Below are 13977 nucleotides of genomic sequence, written 5' to 3' on the forward strand. Positions count from 1 at the left end.
CTCAACCTTCCTTGCCGAGCGCGCGCTTCATCGCTTCGAGCTCTTCATCGATCTTGTCCTGCCCGGCGAGTGCCGAGATTTCGTCGGCGAGGCTGGGCTTGCTGCTGCCGTCCGACAGGCTGAGCGCATCGGCGCGGCCTTCGGCGTAATCGACGCGGCGTTCGAGCTGGTCGAAGCGCGCCATCGCCTCGTCCACTCGCTCGCTGGCGAGCAGCGTGCGCAGGCGGACGCGGTTCTCGGCGCTTTCGAGGCGTGCGGCGATCGCGGTCTGGCGGCTGCGGGCTTCGCGCAACCGGGTCTGCAGCTTGTCGATGTCGAGTTCGTATGCGCGCATCGAATCATCCAGCACGCCGATCTCGACGCGGAGCTGGTCGGCCATGTCGGCGGCCTTCTTCTTTTCGACCAGCGCGGCGCGGGCCAGATCGTCGCGGTCCTTCGAAAGCGCCAGCTGAGCCTTTTCCGACCAGTCGGCCTGAAGGCGATCAAGCTTGGCGACGTGGCGGCCCATTTCCTTCTGGTCGGCGATCGTGCGAGCGGCAGAGGCGCGGACTTCGACCAGTGTTTCCTCCATCTCCATGATGATCATCCGGATCATTTTGGAAGGATCGTCTGCCTTATCAAGCAAGTCGTTGAAATTGGCGGCAATGATATCGCGAGTACGCGAGAATATGCCCATCAGGTTCACTCCGGAGTTGAAGGACGAAAAGGATTGCGAGTTGCGCGGACGGTCGCTGTTCGACGGCGAGGTACGCAGGCGCTCAAGCTCGGCATCGAGGCGCGTGGTGCGCGAACCCTCGGTGCGAGCGGCGCGGATCGGGGTCAGGTCTTCGTTCATGCAAGTTCCCCGGTGATCGCGGCCGACGATGCCATGACGGTGGGCACGGCATCGACTTGGCTGTTCAGCGCGAAGCAGCACATCAGGACCATCGCACCGATGCTGACGAGGCTGGCACGTCCGAGCTGGGTGGAGAAGAACTGGGCGGTGTACATCTTGCTGACCTTTCGGCGGGTTGGGTTCCGGCGTCGCTGCCGGGATTGTTCATGGTACAGCAAGGGGTGTGCCAAACTGTTTCCGGCGCAGATTTCCGCCGTTTTTGCCCTGTAATCCCGCTTTAATGTTGGGGAGTATTGCTGAAACTTGGGAAATTGCGCTATTCGTTGGGCATGGATCGGGAAGTTCAGTCTATCGGGCAATCGAGCGCCTTCCTCGACGCGGTCGAACGCGCCAGCCGCGCTGCGCCGATGCGCCGCCCGGTGCTGGTCATCGGCGAGCGCGGGACCGGCAAGGAACTGATCGCCGAACGCCTTCACCGCCTGTCCCCGCGCTGGACCGAACCGCTGATCACGATGAACTGCGCGGCCCTGCCCGAAACGCTGATCGAGGCCGAACTGTTCGGGCACGAGGCAGGCGCGTTTACCGGCGCCACGCGCGCGCGGAGCGGGCGGTTCGAGGAAGCCGACAAGGGCACGCTGTTCCTCGACGAATTGGGCACGCTGTCGATGGGCGCGCAGGAACGCCTGCTGCGCGCGGTTGAATATGGCGAGGTGACCCGCATCGGATCGAGCAAGCCGGTGCGCGTGGATGTGCGCATCGTGGCAGCGACCAACGAAGACCTGCCCAAGATGGCCGAACAGGGTCGCTTCCGTCCCGACCTGCTCGACCGGCTCAGCTTCGAGGTGATCACCCTGCCCCCGCTGCGCGTGCGCGAGGGCGATATCGCGGTGCTGGCGGATTACTTCGGGCGGCGCATGGCGGCAGAACTGCACTGGGACGCCTGGCCCGGCTTTTTGCCTGCGGTCCAGCGCGCGCTGGAAGACTACCCATGGCCCGGCAACGTCCGCGAATTGCGTAACGTGGTCGAGCGCGCAGTCTATCGCTGGGACGACTGGAGCCAACCGATCGCCCACGTCCAGTTCGATCCGTTCGAAAGCGCGTGGAAGCCGATTTCGCCCCCGCGCGCGGCTGAGCCCGATGCGCCAAGCCCGGTACGCGGCGTTCCCGCGCCCGACTTCGATGGTGTCACAGACCTGCGACAGGCGGTGGAATCGCACGAACGCGCGATCATCGAACACCATCTTGGCCGCAACCGCTTCAACCAGCGCCAGACCGCCAAAGCGCTCGGCCTCAGCTACGACCAGTTGCGCCACTGCATGAAAAAGCACGGACTGATCGAACGCGGCGCAGCCTGATGGAGCCCGAGATCTGGTTCCGCAAATGGCTGTGGAGCTACGTTCCGGTTCACTGGAAGGGCCTCGCGCTGATGATGGGCGCGGTAATTCTGGTGTTTGCCTGTTTCGCGGTGCTCGTGCTTGCTGCCCAATACTGGCAGCGCCCGGCCATTGCGTTCACGATCCCGGTGCCGTTCCTGTATATTCTGATCACGACGTTCCGGATCGCGAGGCGGCACGCGGTTTGAAGGGGTAGCCTCAGCCCGGATCAAGTCCGGGCCGACGAGTCTTTATGCAGCGCTTAATGCACACGTCGCCCCGGACTTGATCCGGGGTGAGGCTTCTTTCCACGAAGCGTTAAACCCACTAACGCCGCACACAATGTCCCTCACCCGCCTGACCTTGCGCGACTTCCGTAACCATGCCGCGACCCGGCTGGAGGGGATGCAGGCGTTCAACGTGCTGGTGGGCGAGAACGGTGCGGGCAAGACCAATGTGCTCGAAGCGATCAGCCTGCTCGCGCCGGGGCGAGGCTTGCGGCGTGCGCAGCCCGCGGAGATGGCGGGGCGCGATGGCGACGGCGGGTTTGCCGTTGCCGCCGAGATGGAGGACGGTGCGATCCAGATCGGCACCGCCACCGACCCGCAAGCGCCCAATCGCCGCAGCGTCCGCATCAACGGTGCCGAGGGACCGGCAGCGCGGCTGGCCGAATGGCTCTCGATCACCTGGCTGACGCCCGCGATGGACCGACTGTTTGCGGAGAGCGCGGGATCGCGGCGGCGGTTCCTCGACCGGTTGGTGCTGGCGCGTGAACCCGGCCACGCCCGGACTGCGACGCGCTATGAATCCGCGCTGCGTGAACGGAACCGCCTGCTGGGTGAGGCGACGGAGCCTGATCCGCTCTGGCTCGACGGGATCGAGGCGCAGATGGCCGAGACCGGCGCGGCAATGGCAGCGTCGCGCGCGGCGCTTGTGGCCGACCTTGGAACCGCGCTTGAAAGCGTGCCAGAACATCCTTTTGCGCGGCCATCACTGGTCTATGCAAGCGAAGTGCCCCTCGAGGCCGACGCCCTGCGTACAATGTTGCGCGAAGGCCGCCGCCGCGACCGTGCGGCGGGCCGCTCGCTGACCGGACCGCATCGCGATGATCTGGCGGTGACGCTGGCGGCCAAGAACGCACCCGCTGCCGATTGCTCGACCGGAGAGCAGAAGGCGATGCTGATCGCCATCGTGCTGGCCCATGCGGGGCTGACAGCGGGTGAGCGCCCGCGCCTGCTGCTGCTGGACGAAATTGCCGCGCACCTCGACCCGGTGCGCCGTGCCGCGCTGTTCGAGCGGCTGGCAGAGTCAGGCGCGCAAGTGTGGATGACCGGAACCGAGATTGCGCCGTTTGCGGAGGTTGCCGACGCCAGCGCCGTGTGGGCGGTGAGCGATGGGATGGCGGAACGGGTCTGACCGGCGTTGCAGGCTCTTTCTATTGCTCAGCCGCCTTCAGCGCCCCCGCCACCTGCGCCTGCGTCGCGGCAACGATCGCATCGACCCCCTGCGCATTGGGATGCACGTTATCGTCCAGCATCAGGCCCTTGTTCCCCAGCACCGGTGCGAGGAAGAACGGCACCAGCCCCGCCTTGTGTTTCTTCGCAAGTTCGGGCCAGATCACGTTGAATTCGGTTACATAGTTCTCGCCAAGATTGGGCGCAGCCAGCATCCCGGTCAGCACCACCGGAATGGCCCGTCTGTCGAATTCGGTCAGGATCGCATCGAGGTTCGCGCGCGTCTCGGCAGGCGGCAGGCCGCGCAACATGTCGTTTCCGCCGAGGCCGACGAGCGCCAGCGTTGGCTTGACCTTCTGGTTATCGAGCGTGAACGTCAGCCGCTGCAACGCCGCTGCGGTCGTGTCCCCCGAAACGCCCGCATTGACCAACCGCGCTGGCGTGCCAGCAGCGTTCAGCGCAGCCTCAAGCCGCGGCGGATAGCCCTCGCCCGGATTCAGGCGGTAGCCTGCATAGAGGCTGTCCCCGAATGCGAGGATCACCGGCGCATCGGCAGGCACGGGCGCTGCGGCCACGGCCCCGGTCGGCGCAGGCTCGGGTGCCTTTTCCGCTGAGCAGGCGGTAAGGGTAAGGATGGCGACAAAGGCTAGGGTTCGCATTGCAACTCCGCTTGCGCGCCCCCAAGTGCCGGTTGCGCCTTGCAACCAATCTATGCCACGTGGAGCCCGTGACAAGCACCCCCTCCCCGGTAATCGCCGCATCCGCCCTCACCCTCTCGCTCGGCTCAGGCGAAGCGCGGGTCGAAATCCTGCGCGGGATCGATCTCGTCGTGGGCGCAGGTGAAACGCTGGCTCTGCTCGGCCCATCGGGTTCGGGCAAGTCCTCGTTGCTCGCGATCCTCTCAGGCCTCGAACGTGCCAGCGGCGGCTCGCTGAGCGTTGCGGGTGCCGATTTCACCGTGCTCGACGAGGACGGCCTTGCTGCCGCGCGGCGTGGGCGCATCGGCATCGTGCTGCAGGCGTTTCACCTGCTGCCGACGATGACCGCGCTTGAAAACGTCGCCACCCCGCTCGAGCTTGCCGGAATGCCCGGCGCGATGGCGCGCGCCGAGGCGGAATTGTCCGCCGTCGGCCTAGGTCACCGCCTGAACCACTACCCGGCGCAGCTTTCGGGCGGCGAGCAGCAGCGCGTCGCCATCGCCCGCGCGCTCGCCCCCAAACCCACGATCCTGTTCGCTGATGAGCCCACCGGGAACCTCGACCACGCCACCGGCGAGGCTGTCGCCGACCTCCTGTTCGCCCGCGCCGCCGAGGCAGGCGCGACGTTCATTCTGGTTTCGCACGACGAGGCTCTGGCTGCGCGCTGTGGGCGGATCGTCCGGCTGGCCGACGGGCGCATCGCGTCGGACAGTGCCGCGTGAACCTTTCGTGGAGCGCCGCGTGGAAGCTGGCATCGCGCGGGCTCAACTGGCGCTTCAAGGGCTTGCGCCTGCTGCTGGTGTGCCTTGTGCTCGGCACTGCCGCGCTGTCTGCCATCGGCACGCTGACCGGCGCGATCGAGCGCGAACTGGCGACGCGCGGCCGCGAAATGCTGGGCGCGGATCTGGAGTTCACTCTGGCGGCGCGCGAGCCTGCGCCCGATGAACTCGCCGCCATCGGCGCGATGGGTGAATTGTCGCAAGGTGCGCGACTTCAGGCGATGGCTGTACGGCTGGGGCCACCACCCCCAACCCCCTCCTCTGAAGAAGAGGGGGCTAATGCCGCTACCCCGGTCGAACTGAAGGCCGTCGATGCCAAATGGCCGATTTACGGGCGGTTCACGCTCGATGGCGGCAAACAGGTCGGCGCACCGCAAGGGCTCACCGCCTTGATCGCGCCCGGCGTGGCCGACCGGCTTGACGTCAAACCCGGCGACCGGCTGCAAATCGGCAAGGCGGTGCTCACCATCGGCGGCGTGATCGGCAGCGAGCCCGACCGGCTGGCCGAGGGCTTCGCGCTCGGCCCGACGGTCATCGTAAGCCAACAGGGCCTCGCCGCATCGGGCCTCGTCCAGCCCGGATCGATGGTCCGCACCAAGCTGCGTGTGAAGCTGCCCGCCAGTGCCGATCCTGTCGCGTTGGGCGAGAGCATCAAGGCACGCTTTCCGTTGGCAGGCTACGAAGTACGCACGCGCGACAAGGCCTCGCCGGGGCTCGACCGCTTCGTATCGCGCATGGGCCAGTTCCTCGTGCTGGTCGCTCTGGCGGCGCTGGCGATTGCCGGGATCGGCATTGGCAACGGCGTCAACTCCTACCTCGAGACACGGCGCGGCAGCATCGCCACGCTCAAGATCCTCGGCGCATCGAGTGGCGACATCGCGCGGATCTACCTGATGCAGCTTGCCGCTGCCTCCACGCTGGCGATCATCGCGGGGCTCGCAATCGGGGTCAGCGTCACCCCGCTGCTGGGCAAGGCGCTGCAAGGCCCGCTGCCGATAGAACCGGGGCTGGTAATCGACGCGGGCGCGCTGGCCATCGCCGCTGGATATGGCGCGCTGATCGCGCTTACCTTTGCCGCCCCGCCACTGATCCGCGCGCGCGATTTTCCCGCGATGGCGCAGATGCGGGCGCGGGTCAGCCCGCTCGGCACGCAGTGGCGCGCGGCTTTGCTACCCGTTGCCGCAGGCCTCGCCGGGATCTGCGCGCTGGCGATCCTCACCGCGCCGCAGCCTCTGCTCGCGGCAGGATTCCTTGGTGGAGCGGCAGCGCTGTTCGTGGCGCTCACCCTGCTTGGACGTGGGCTGACCGCGCTTGCGGCGCGGATGCCCCGGCCCAAGGGTGCGATCGCGCGCATGGCGCTGGCCAACCTCCACCGGCCGGGCGCGCAGACATCGGCACTGGTCGTGGCATTGGGCTTCGGCCTTGCAGCGTTCGTGCTGCTGGCAGGCGTGCAGACAAGCCTCGACGGCAACATCGTGGCGCGCGTACCGAACCGTGCGCCCGATTACTTCGTGCTCGACCTGCCGCGTGATCGCGTCGCCGCCTTCGACGCCGTGGTCAAGGGCGCCGCGCCTGCAGCCGACATCCGCACGGTTGCCGCGATGCGCGGGTCGATCGTCGCCTATGGCCCCGCCAATGCGATGACCCGCGTCGCCGATCTCAAGCAGATCCCGGACAATGCCTGGCCGCTCCGAGGCGACCGGGGTTTGACCTATTCGGACACCCTGCCCGAGGGCAACAGCCTGACCGCCGGCCAATGGTGGGTCAAGGACTATACCGGCGAACCACTGGTGTCAGTCGACGAGGCACTGGGCGAGGCGCTGAACCTCAAGCTGGGCGACCGCATCGCCGTTTCGGTACTCGGCGTCGAGCGTGAGGCAAAGATCGCCTCGTTTCGGCGGATCGACTGGGAATCGATGGGCTTCAACTACGTGCTGGTATTCTCCCCCAACGCGATCTCGGACGCCCCGCACAACCTGGCCGCCACTATCAGCCTGCCCGCCGACGCCAAGACGCCGCAAGTGCGCCGCGCGATCCTGGCGGGGCTGGTCAAGGCGCTACCATCCAGTTCGGTGATCGAAATCGGCCCCGTGCTGGCACAGGCGCGCGTGATCCTGTCGCAGATGGGCACCGCGATCCTAGCGGCGGCCAGCGTCGCGATCCTTGCCGGGATGGCCGTGCTGGCAGGCGCGATTGCGGCCGCGCGCGAACGCAAGACCTATGACAATGTGATCCTTCGCGTGCTGGGCGCAAGCCGCAGGCAGTTGCTCGTGCTGCTGCTGGCGGAATACGGGCTGCTCAGCGCACTGCTCGCAGGCGTCGCGCTCGTGCTCGGCTCGGGCGTCGCATGGGGCGTGATCGTGCTGCTGTTCGAATTCGACTGGCTGCCCGACTGGCCGCGCATTCTTGGCGTGCTCGGCGGCGGCGTGGCGCTGGTCATGGTCCTGGCGGTGGCGGGGTCGGTTGGGTTGCTGAGGACGAGACCTGCGCAAGTGCTGCGGGAGTTGTAGAAGTAGAGCCCACCCCCGACCCCTCCCGCAGGCGGGAGGGGGGAAGTGACGTGCGGCCCCTTGTTCCCCCCTCCCGCTTGCGGGAGGGGTCGGGGGTGGGCCTACGCAACGTCAAATCAGCTGAACACATCCGCAGGCGACGGGTTCTTCGGGTCCGCCCCGAACCGGTTCGTGCCGTGCGTTCCGTCGAGACACATCAGCACGAACAGCGCGAACCAGCCGAAAAACGGGATCAGCGCGAGCAGCAACAACCACCCGGTGCGATCCTGATCGTGCAGGCGGCGCACCGACACCGCGAGCGACGGGATCAGGCTGCCGAGCCAGAACAATCCGCCGATCCAGCTTCCCGCTCCCACCAGCCGACTGCCATAGACCAACGTACCGCCGCCGCGCTGCAGATCGTTCGTTCCGAACAGCGCGTTCAGCACGATCATCACCAGCACATAGAATAGCGCAAACATCCAGTATTCGCGACGGCGCGACCGACCGGTGAATTCGGCATAGCGCCGGTAAGGCAGGATCATCCAGTTCATCGGCGGCACTCGCAAATGAGGAAGCGCGGCGCCCCGCCGCGCTTCCGTGGTTCAGGCAAATACGTCGGAATTTGTCGGATTTTTCGGATCATTGCCATAGCGGTTGGACCCGCGTGTACCTTCGAGGCACATGAAAATGAACACGATCAGCCCGCCGATGTATGGAATCAAGCCGAGCAGAACCAGCCACCCGGACTTGTCCTGATCGTGGAATCGGCGGACCTGAACTGCGATCGACGGAATGATGCTGCCAAGGCCCCAGATGGCCATCAGCACGACGCCCAGCCAGAACAGCGGACCCGGCGCATTCTCGCCGCTTGCATCCGCCGACATGCCCCCTGCGAACATCAGCGCCATACAGACGGCCAGTACGATGAACGACAGCAGCACGAACATCCAGTATTCCTTGCGCCGTGAGCGCCCGGAAAAGTCGGCATAGCGCCGGTACGGCATCAACATCCATTCCATGATCGTTCCCCCTTCAACTTCCGCGACAGCGCGCGGACCTTGAAAGGACCACGAAACGGTTTTGCCCGCAAGCCACGAAAAAGGGGGCCGCAAAGCCCCCTTCTCCGTTCGGTTTTGATGCGCAGTCGCCGATCAGAAGTTGAACCGTGCCGATACGCCATAAGTGCGCGGCTGGTTGGGATAGCCCGAGATCGAGCCCTGCTGGGCGGGGCTGTCGAAGATCTGCAGCAGGTTGCGGTTGTCGAGCAGGTTGCGGCCCCACACCGAGAGCGACAGGCCATTTTCCATCGCGAACGTCAACGACGCATTCACGTCGTTGATTTCCTGGCGGAACTCGCGCGCCGCAGCGAGTGCGAGGCTGGCGTTGGTCGTGCCGTTCGGGTTGCGGAACAGCAGGTTCGGCAGACCCTCGACCAGATTGAACGGCGATTCATAGTGATAGTCGAAGTGCACGATCACGTTGTTGCCGCCGCCGACCGGCTGGTTGTAATCGAGCGCCATCGTCGTCGACAGCGGCGAGACACCGGCAGGCGTCGTTCCGCTGAGATCGCCGAACGCCGAAACGTTGAAGCTGTCGAACTTGGGATCGAGGTAGGTCATCGCCAGCGACAGCGTCAGTTCGGGGATCGGACGCACCGAGCCGTCGAACTCCAGACCGAACACCGACTGCTTGCCTGCATTGGTCAGGAAGAAGCCCGTTCCGGTGAAGATGTTCGACTGGAAGCCCTTGATCGACTGCTTGAACACCGCGAAGTTGGCCGAAGCCACGCCCCAGTTGCCCTTGATGCCGAATTCGTACAGCGTCGAGTCCTCGGCGCCGGCAAAGCGGCCGGTCGCGTTGAGGTTCGGCACCGCAAGGTTCTGCGCGCGCAGGGCGACGAGGTCGGCAGGGCTTGGGCGGCTATCGCGCGACAGGTTGATCGAGGCCGCCTTGTAGCCCGTCGCATAAGTCGCATAGACGTTGACGGTGTCGGTCACTTCCCACGCGAGACGCGCGGTGTAGCTGACATCGCCGTCGCTGATCTTGCCCGATTCCACTGCGTTGGGAACGTTCTGGAACGGCGGGAAGAACTGGAACGGCTTGAGGGCCAGGAGGGGGTTCTGCGCCGGATTGGTCGAAGCCGCCGTCGCGCCTGCCACGATCGCCTGATAGATCGGCGCGGTCGCCGCTCCGGTCGCGAATGCCTGCACTGCCGCCGCGTTCGCCGGGTTCACGCCGAAGTTGCCCAACCCCTGCGCAATGCCGCCTGCGCGGCCGAGCGCCACGAAATCGAGGCTTGCGAACACGTCGTTCGACGTCGTGTTGGTCGCGTACTTCTTGGAGTCATGCGTGTAGTTGAGCCCGCCGGTCAGCGTGACCCGGTCGGCGATCTTGAAATCGACCTGACCGAACACCGAGAACGCCTCGTTCTTCAGCGCGTAACGCTCGCTCAGTCCCTGCCCGTTGCCAAAGAACGTGCCTGCAAGGTTGCGCCCGACCAGCGGCGAAAGCTGCGTTTCCAGCGCCGGAACGCTGGTGCAGCGCGGGCTGCCAACAGCGCAACCGCTCTGCCCCTGGATCAGCAGGTTGGCATAGCTGCGCGCGGCTGGACCCCACGAGATTTCGTTGGCCTGATCGACCTTCTCGTTGAAGTAGAACGCACCCAGCAGCGCATTGACCGGGCCGTCCCAGTTGGTCGCGGCGCGGAATTCCTGCGTGAACGTCTTGAGCCGCAAATCCTGGAAGTTCTGGCGGAGCAGATCGACGCCGGTGAAGTCCGAATCCTGATCGGTCACCGCGTTGGTGCGACGATAGGCGGTGATCGAGGTCAGATTGATCGGACCCAGTTCATAGTCGATCTGGCCCGAAAGGCCCCAGTTCTCGATGTCGTTGGTCGAGGCGATGTTGTTGTAGATCACATCGTCGAACTTGGCCGATGGATCATTGATGACCGGGCGCCCACCGCCCAGCGCCTTGATTGCCGCAGTCGGCGCGGCCTGGCGGATATTGACCACCGCGCAGCAGTTTTCGTCGATCTTGCTGTAATCGCCGATCAGGCGCACCGACAGCGCAGAGGTAGGCTCGAGCAGGACCTGCCCGCGCACGAACCAGCGGTTGCGCTCGTTCTCCTTCTCGCCCGTACCGCGATCCTCGACGTAACCGTCGCGCTTGTTGTAGCCGCCCGCGATGCTGGCTGCGATCGTTTCCGAGATCGGACCGGTGATCACGCCCTTGAGCACCAGCGCGTCGAAGTTGCCGTAGCTTGCCTCGACATTACCGCCGAGTTCGAACTGCGGCTTGCGCGTGACCAGCGAGATCACGCCCGCGCTGGCGTTCTTGCCGAACAGCGTCGACTGCGGGCCTTTCAGCACTTCGACGCGCTGCACGTCAGGCAGATCGGCAATCATCGAGGCCGAGCGCGAGCGGTACACGCCGTCGACGAACAGACCGACCGAAGGCTCGATCCCGGCGTTGTTCGCGCCGTTGCCGAAGCCGCGGATGTAGAAGTTGGTGTTAGCCGAGCTTTGCAGCTGGTTGACGCGCAGCGATGGCACCAGCGACGACAGGTCCTTGATATCGCGGATCTGCGCGCGTTCGATCGTTGCGGCGCTGGTTACGGAAACCGCGATCGGCGTGTCCTGCAGCGTCTGTTCGCGCTTGGAAGCGGTGACGATGATCTCGTTACCGTCTGCGGTCGTTTCGGCAGGTATGTCGGTTGCAGGCTGAGCTTCTTCGACCGCGGCTGCACCTTGCGCATAGGCTGCCGACGAGAACGCCAGCGCGACGCCACATGCTCCGGCAAGCAACACGGCCTGGCCGGTACGACCGACAAAGTTCGACTTCATTTCGCGTTTTTCCTTTTACATTTCCCGGCAAGTCAGAGTGCCCGCTGGTGCGGTGCTTACCCCTTGGCGCCGGGCCGACATCCCGTTTCCCTGCCGCCAGCTTTACGTCCGGGTGTCTCGCCAAACAATGCGTATGCGCCGCTAACCCGCAGAATTCCTCGCATTTTCGCATGCTGTTGCAAACCGGTCACAGTGGCAACCATATCACCCGCGCTGCCGTAACGTCACCCATTCGCGCGCGGCCGAGCTTCCTTTTGATTTAGCGTGCTTGCCGCAACGCACCCCTTTTAATTCAGCGTGCTTGCCGCAACGCACCCCTTTTGATTCAGCGTGCTTGCCGCAACGCACAAGAAAGAGTAAGCGCGCGCCGATATCGGAGCGGGCCTCGTCTGTGCCGAAGCTCCTGCAGATTCCAAACCGAAAGCCAGTTCATGTCCGCCCACCAGCGTAATATCGCGATCATCGCCCACGTCGACCACGGCAAGACCACGCTTGTCGACCAGCTCTTCCGCCAGTCCGGCACCTTCCGCGACAACCAGCGCATCGAAGAGCGCGCGATGGATTCGAACGATCTCGAAAAAGAGCGCGGCATCACCATTCTGGCCAAGTGCACCTCGGTCGAGTGGGCCCCTCCGGGCGGCGGCGACCCGATCCGCATCAACATCGTCGACACCCCCGGCCACGCCGACTTCGGTGGCGAGGTCGAGCGCATCCTCTCGATGGTCGACGGCGTGATCCTGCTGGTCGACAGCTCGGAAGGCGCGATGCCGCAGACCAAGTTCGTCACCGGCAAGGCGCTCGCCCTCGGCCTCAAGCCGATCGTCGTCGTCAACAAGATCGACCGCCAGGACGAGCGCACGCAGGAAGTGCTCGACGAAGTGTTCGACCTGTTCGTGACGCTCGAAGCCAACGACGAGCAGCTTGAGTTCCCGGTGCTCTACGCCTCGGGTCGCAACGGCTATGCCAGCGAGGACCCGCTTGCGCGCGAAGGCACCCTCACCCCGCTGTTCGAAAAGATCGTCGAGCACGTGCCCGCCCCGTCGGCCGATCCGGACGGCCCGTTCAAGTTCCTCGTCACCCTGCTCGATCGCGACAACTTCCTTGGCCGCATCCTGACAGGTCTGGTGTTCTCGGGTTCGGTCAAGACCAATCAGGCGATCCACGCGCTCGATAACGATGGCAACATCGTCGAAACCGGCCGCGCGTCCAAGATCATGTCGTTCCGTGGCCTCGAACGCGTCCCCACCGAAGAAGCCGTCGCAGGCGACATCATTTCGATCGCCGGCCTCACCACCGCAACCGTGTCGAACACGATCTGCGATCCCTCGGTCAGCGAGCCGCTGCACGCCCAGCCGATCGATCCGCCGACGCTGTCGATGCGCTTTGCGGTCAACGATTCGCCGATGGCCGGCCGCGAGGGCACCAAGGTCACCAGCCGCATGATCCGCGACCGTCTGGCCCGCGAAGCTGAATCCAACGTCGCGATCAAGGTTACCGAGAGCAGCGACAAGGACAGCTTCGAAGTTGCGGGCCGCGGCGAACTGCAGCTCGGCGTGCTGATCGAGACGATGCGCCGCGAAGGCTTCGAGCTCGGCATCAGCCGTCCGCGCGTGCTCTACGGCACCGACGACAGCGGCCAGCGCACCGAGCCGTACGAAACCGTCGTGATCGACGTGGATGATGAATATGCCGGTACCGTCGTCGAGAAGATGGCCACCCGCAAGGGCGAGATGACCGACATGCGTCCCTCGGGCGGCGGCAAGACCCGCATCACCTTCTCGGCGCCTTCGCGCGGGTTGATCGGCTACCACGGCGAGTTCCTCTCGGACACGCGCGGCACCGGCATCATGAACCGCCTGTTCGAGAAGTACGGTCCCCACAAGGGCAAGATCGAAGGCCGCAAGAACGGCGTGCTGATCTCCAACGGCGCGGGTGAAGCCAACGCCTACGCGCTCGGCCCGCTTGAAGAGCGCGGCATCCTGTTCGTCGGCGTCGGCACCCCGCTGTACGAAGGCATGGTTATCGGCGAGAATGCCAAGCCCGAGGACCTCGAGGTCAACCCGATGAAGTCCAAGCAGCTGACGAACTTCCGTTCGACCGGCAAGGACGACGCCATCCGCCTGACCCCACCCAAGGTCATGACCCTGGAACAGGCCATCGCCTACATCGACGACGATGAGATGGTCGAAGTCACGCCAAAATCGATCCGCCTGCGCAAGGCCATCCTCGACCCGAACGAACGCAAGAAGGCGTCGCGGAAGAAGGAAGCGGCTTAAGGCCTCCAATCGGCCAACGCAAAGCGGCTCGAACTGCGCCGCGCGCCGAACGAGGTTCATCGATTTTCATATAAGGGGCGGCCGATGCGGTCGCCCTTTTTTCTTGCGGCAAGCCGGCGCTCAGTTTCAGCAGTAACCGGCACAGTGTGTTGCACAGATGCAGCACCTCGCAACAAATTGCGATCAATCAGCAATATAGCGAAACATGGCCTTTACAGCTATCTT

The 13977-nt window shown here is 65.0% G+C and carries 12 protein-coding genes; 6 read left to right on the forward strand and 6 right to left on the reverse strand.

The genetic code is table 11. The features are described 5' to 3' along the window. Position 1: 1 nt before the first annotated feature. Both pspA and GGQ88_RS10425 read right to left on the reverse strand, forming a co-directional pair. On the reverse strand, positions 2–835 hold the full coding sequence (pspA, locus tag GGQ88_RS10420; protein ID WP_183613097.1) for a phage shock protein PspA: 834 nt from the start codon (positions 833–835) through the stop codon (positions 2–4). Beyond that, positions 832–990 (reverse strand): hypothetical protein, encoded by a 159-nt coding sequence (locus GGQ88_RS10425; RefSeq protein ID WP_183613098.1) that lies wholly within the window; start codon positions 988–990, stop codon positions 832–834. The genes pspA and GGQ88_RS10425 overlap by 4 nt, the downstream gene beginning before the upstream one ends. 174 nt (positions 991–1164) lie before the next feature. Between GGQ88_RS10425 and pspF the strand changes: the two genes are divergently transcribed. The 3 genes from pspF to recF all read left to right on the forward strand — a co-directional run bounded on the left by pspF (position 1165) and on the right by recF (position 3624). Continuing rightward, positions 1165–2190, forward strand: a complete 1026-nt coding sequence (gene pspF / locus GGQ88_RS10430) for a phage shock protein operon transcriptional activator (RefSeq protein WP_183613099.1) — start codon at positions 1165–1167, stop codon at positions 2188–2190. Then, on the forward strand, positions 2190–2417 hold the full coding sequence (locus GGQ88_RS10435) for a hypothetical protein (protein WP_183613100.1): 228 nt from the start codon (positions 2190–2192) through the stop codon (positions 2415–2417). Before pspF ends, GGQ88_RS10435 begins: the two co-directional genes overlap by 1 nt. 133 nt (positions 2418–2550) lie before the next feature. Beyond that, positions 2551–3624 carry a DNA replication/repair protein RecF gene (gene recF, locus GGQ88_RS10440; protein ID WP_183613101.1) on the forward strand — a complete coding sequence of 358 codons (1074 nt, stop codon included), beginning with the start codon at positions 2551–2553 and terminating at the stop codon, positions 3622–3624. A gap of 19 nt (positions 3625–3643) precedes the next feature. Here the strand turns inward: recF and GGQ88_RS10445 are convergent, their stop codons facing one another. Further along, complete coding sequence (locus GGQ88_RS10445; protein ID WP_183613102.1) at positions 3644–4321, reverse strand: arylesterase; 678 nt, start codon at positions 4319–4321, stop codon at positions 3644–3646. A 68-nt stretch (positions 4322–4389) separates the two neighbouring features. Here GGQ88_RS10445 and GGQ88_RS10450 point away from each other — a divergent pair, with 68 nt between their 5' ends. After that, a complete protein-coding gene (locus GGQ88_RS10450) occupies positions 4390–5082 on the forward strand; it encodes an ATP-binding cassette domain-containing protein (protein ID WP_183613103.1) in 693 nt (230 codons plus the stop codon). Next, positions 5079–7649, forward strand: coding sequence for an FtsX-like permease family protein (locus GGQ88_RS10455; protein WP_183613104.1), 2571 nt, complete (start codon positions 5079–5081; stop codon positions 7647–7649). Before GGQ88_RS10450 ends, GGQ88_RS10455 begins: the two co-directional genes overlap by 4 nt. Before the next feature lie 116 nt (positions 7650–7765). Here the strand turns inward: GGQ88_RS10455 and GGQ88_RS10460 are convergent, their stop codons facing one another. The 3 genes from GGQ88_RS10460 to GGQ88_RS10470 form a co-directional block, all read right to left on the reverse strand. Then, a complete protein-coding gene (locus GGQ88_RS10460; RefSeq protein WP_183613105.1) occupies positions 7766–8182 on the reverse strand; it encodes a DUF805 domain-containing protein in 417 nt (138 codons plus the stop codon). A 51-nt stretch (positions 8183–8233) separates the two neighbouring features. Next, positions 8234–8650 carry a DUF805 domain-containing protein gene (locus GGQ88_RS10465; RefSeq protein WP_183613106.1) on the reverse strand — a complete coding sequence of 139 codons (417 nt, stop codon included), beginning with the start codon at positions 8648–8650 and terminating at the stop codon, positions 8234–8236. Between the two features lie 132 nt (positions 8651–8782). Next, positions 8783–11476 carry a TonB-dependent receptor gene (locus GGQ88_RS10470; protein ID WP_183613107.1) on the reverse strand — a complete coding sequence of 898 codons (2694 nt, stop codon included), beginning with the start codon at positions 11474–11476 and terminating at the stop codon, positions 8783–8785. 431 nt (positions 11477–11907) lie between these two features. On the opposite strand from GGQ88_RS10470, the gene typA reads away from it, so the two are divergent. Then, entirely contained in the window at positions 11908–13752 is a 1845-nt protein-coding gene (gene typA / locus GGQ88_RS10475; RefSeq protein ID WP_183613108.1) for a translational GTPase TypA, read from the forward strand. Positions 13753–13977 lie beyond the last annotated feature (225 nt).

It is taken from the genome of Novosphingobium hassiacum (assembly GCF_014196055.1).
Taxonomy (GTDB): domain Bacteria; phylum Pseudomonadota; class Alphaproteobacteria; order Sphingomonadales; family Sphingomonadaceae; genus Novosphingobium; species Novosphingobium hassiacum.

What these genes read in the sequence shown, in the direction of transcription:
- pspA (WP_183613097.1), bottom strand. Translation starts at nt 835, where the DNA reads ATGAACGAAGACCTGACCCCGATCCGCGCCGCTCGCACCGAGGGTTCG.
- GGQ88_RS10425 (WP_183613098.1), bottom strand. Translation starts at nt 990, where the DNA reads ATGTACACCGCCCAGTTCTTCTCCACCCAGCTCGGACGTGCCAGCCTC.
- pspF (WP_183613099.1), top strand. Translation starts at nt 1,165, where the DNA reads ATGGATCGGGAAGTTCAGTCTATCGGGCAATCGAGCGCCTTCCTCGAC.
- GGQ88_RS10435 (WP_183613100.1), top strand. Translation starts at nt 2,190, where the DNA reads ATGGAGCCCGAGATCTGGTTCCGCAAATGGCTGTGGAGCTACGTTCCG.
- recF (WP_183613101.1), top strand. Translation starts at nt 2,551, where the DNA reads ATGTCCCTCACCCGCCTGACCTTGCGCGACTTCCGTAACCATGCCGCG.
- GGQ88_RS10445 (WP_183613102.1), bottom strand. Translation starts at nt 4,321, where the DNA reads ATGCGAACCCTAGCCTTTGTCGCCATCCTTACCCTTACCGCCTGCTCA.
- GGQ88_RS10460 (WP_183613105.1), bottom strand. Translation starts at nt 8,182, where the DNA reads ATGAACTGGATGATCCTGCCTTACCGGCGCTATGCCGAATTCACCGGT.
- GGQ88_RS10465 (WP_183613106.1), bottom strand. Translation starts at nt 8,650, where the DNA reads ATGGAATGGATGTTGATGCCGTACCGGCGCTATGCCGACTTTTCCGGG.
- GGQ88_RS10470 (WP_183613107.1), bottom strand. Translation starts at nt 11,476, where the DNA reads ATGAAGTCGAACTTTGTCGGTCGTACCGGCCAGGCCGTGTTGCTTGCC.
- typA (WP_183613108.1), top strand. Translation starts at nt 11,908, where the DNA reads ATGTCCGCCCACCAGCGTAATATCGCGATCATCGCCCACGTCGACCAC.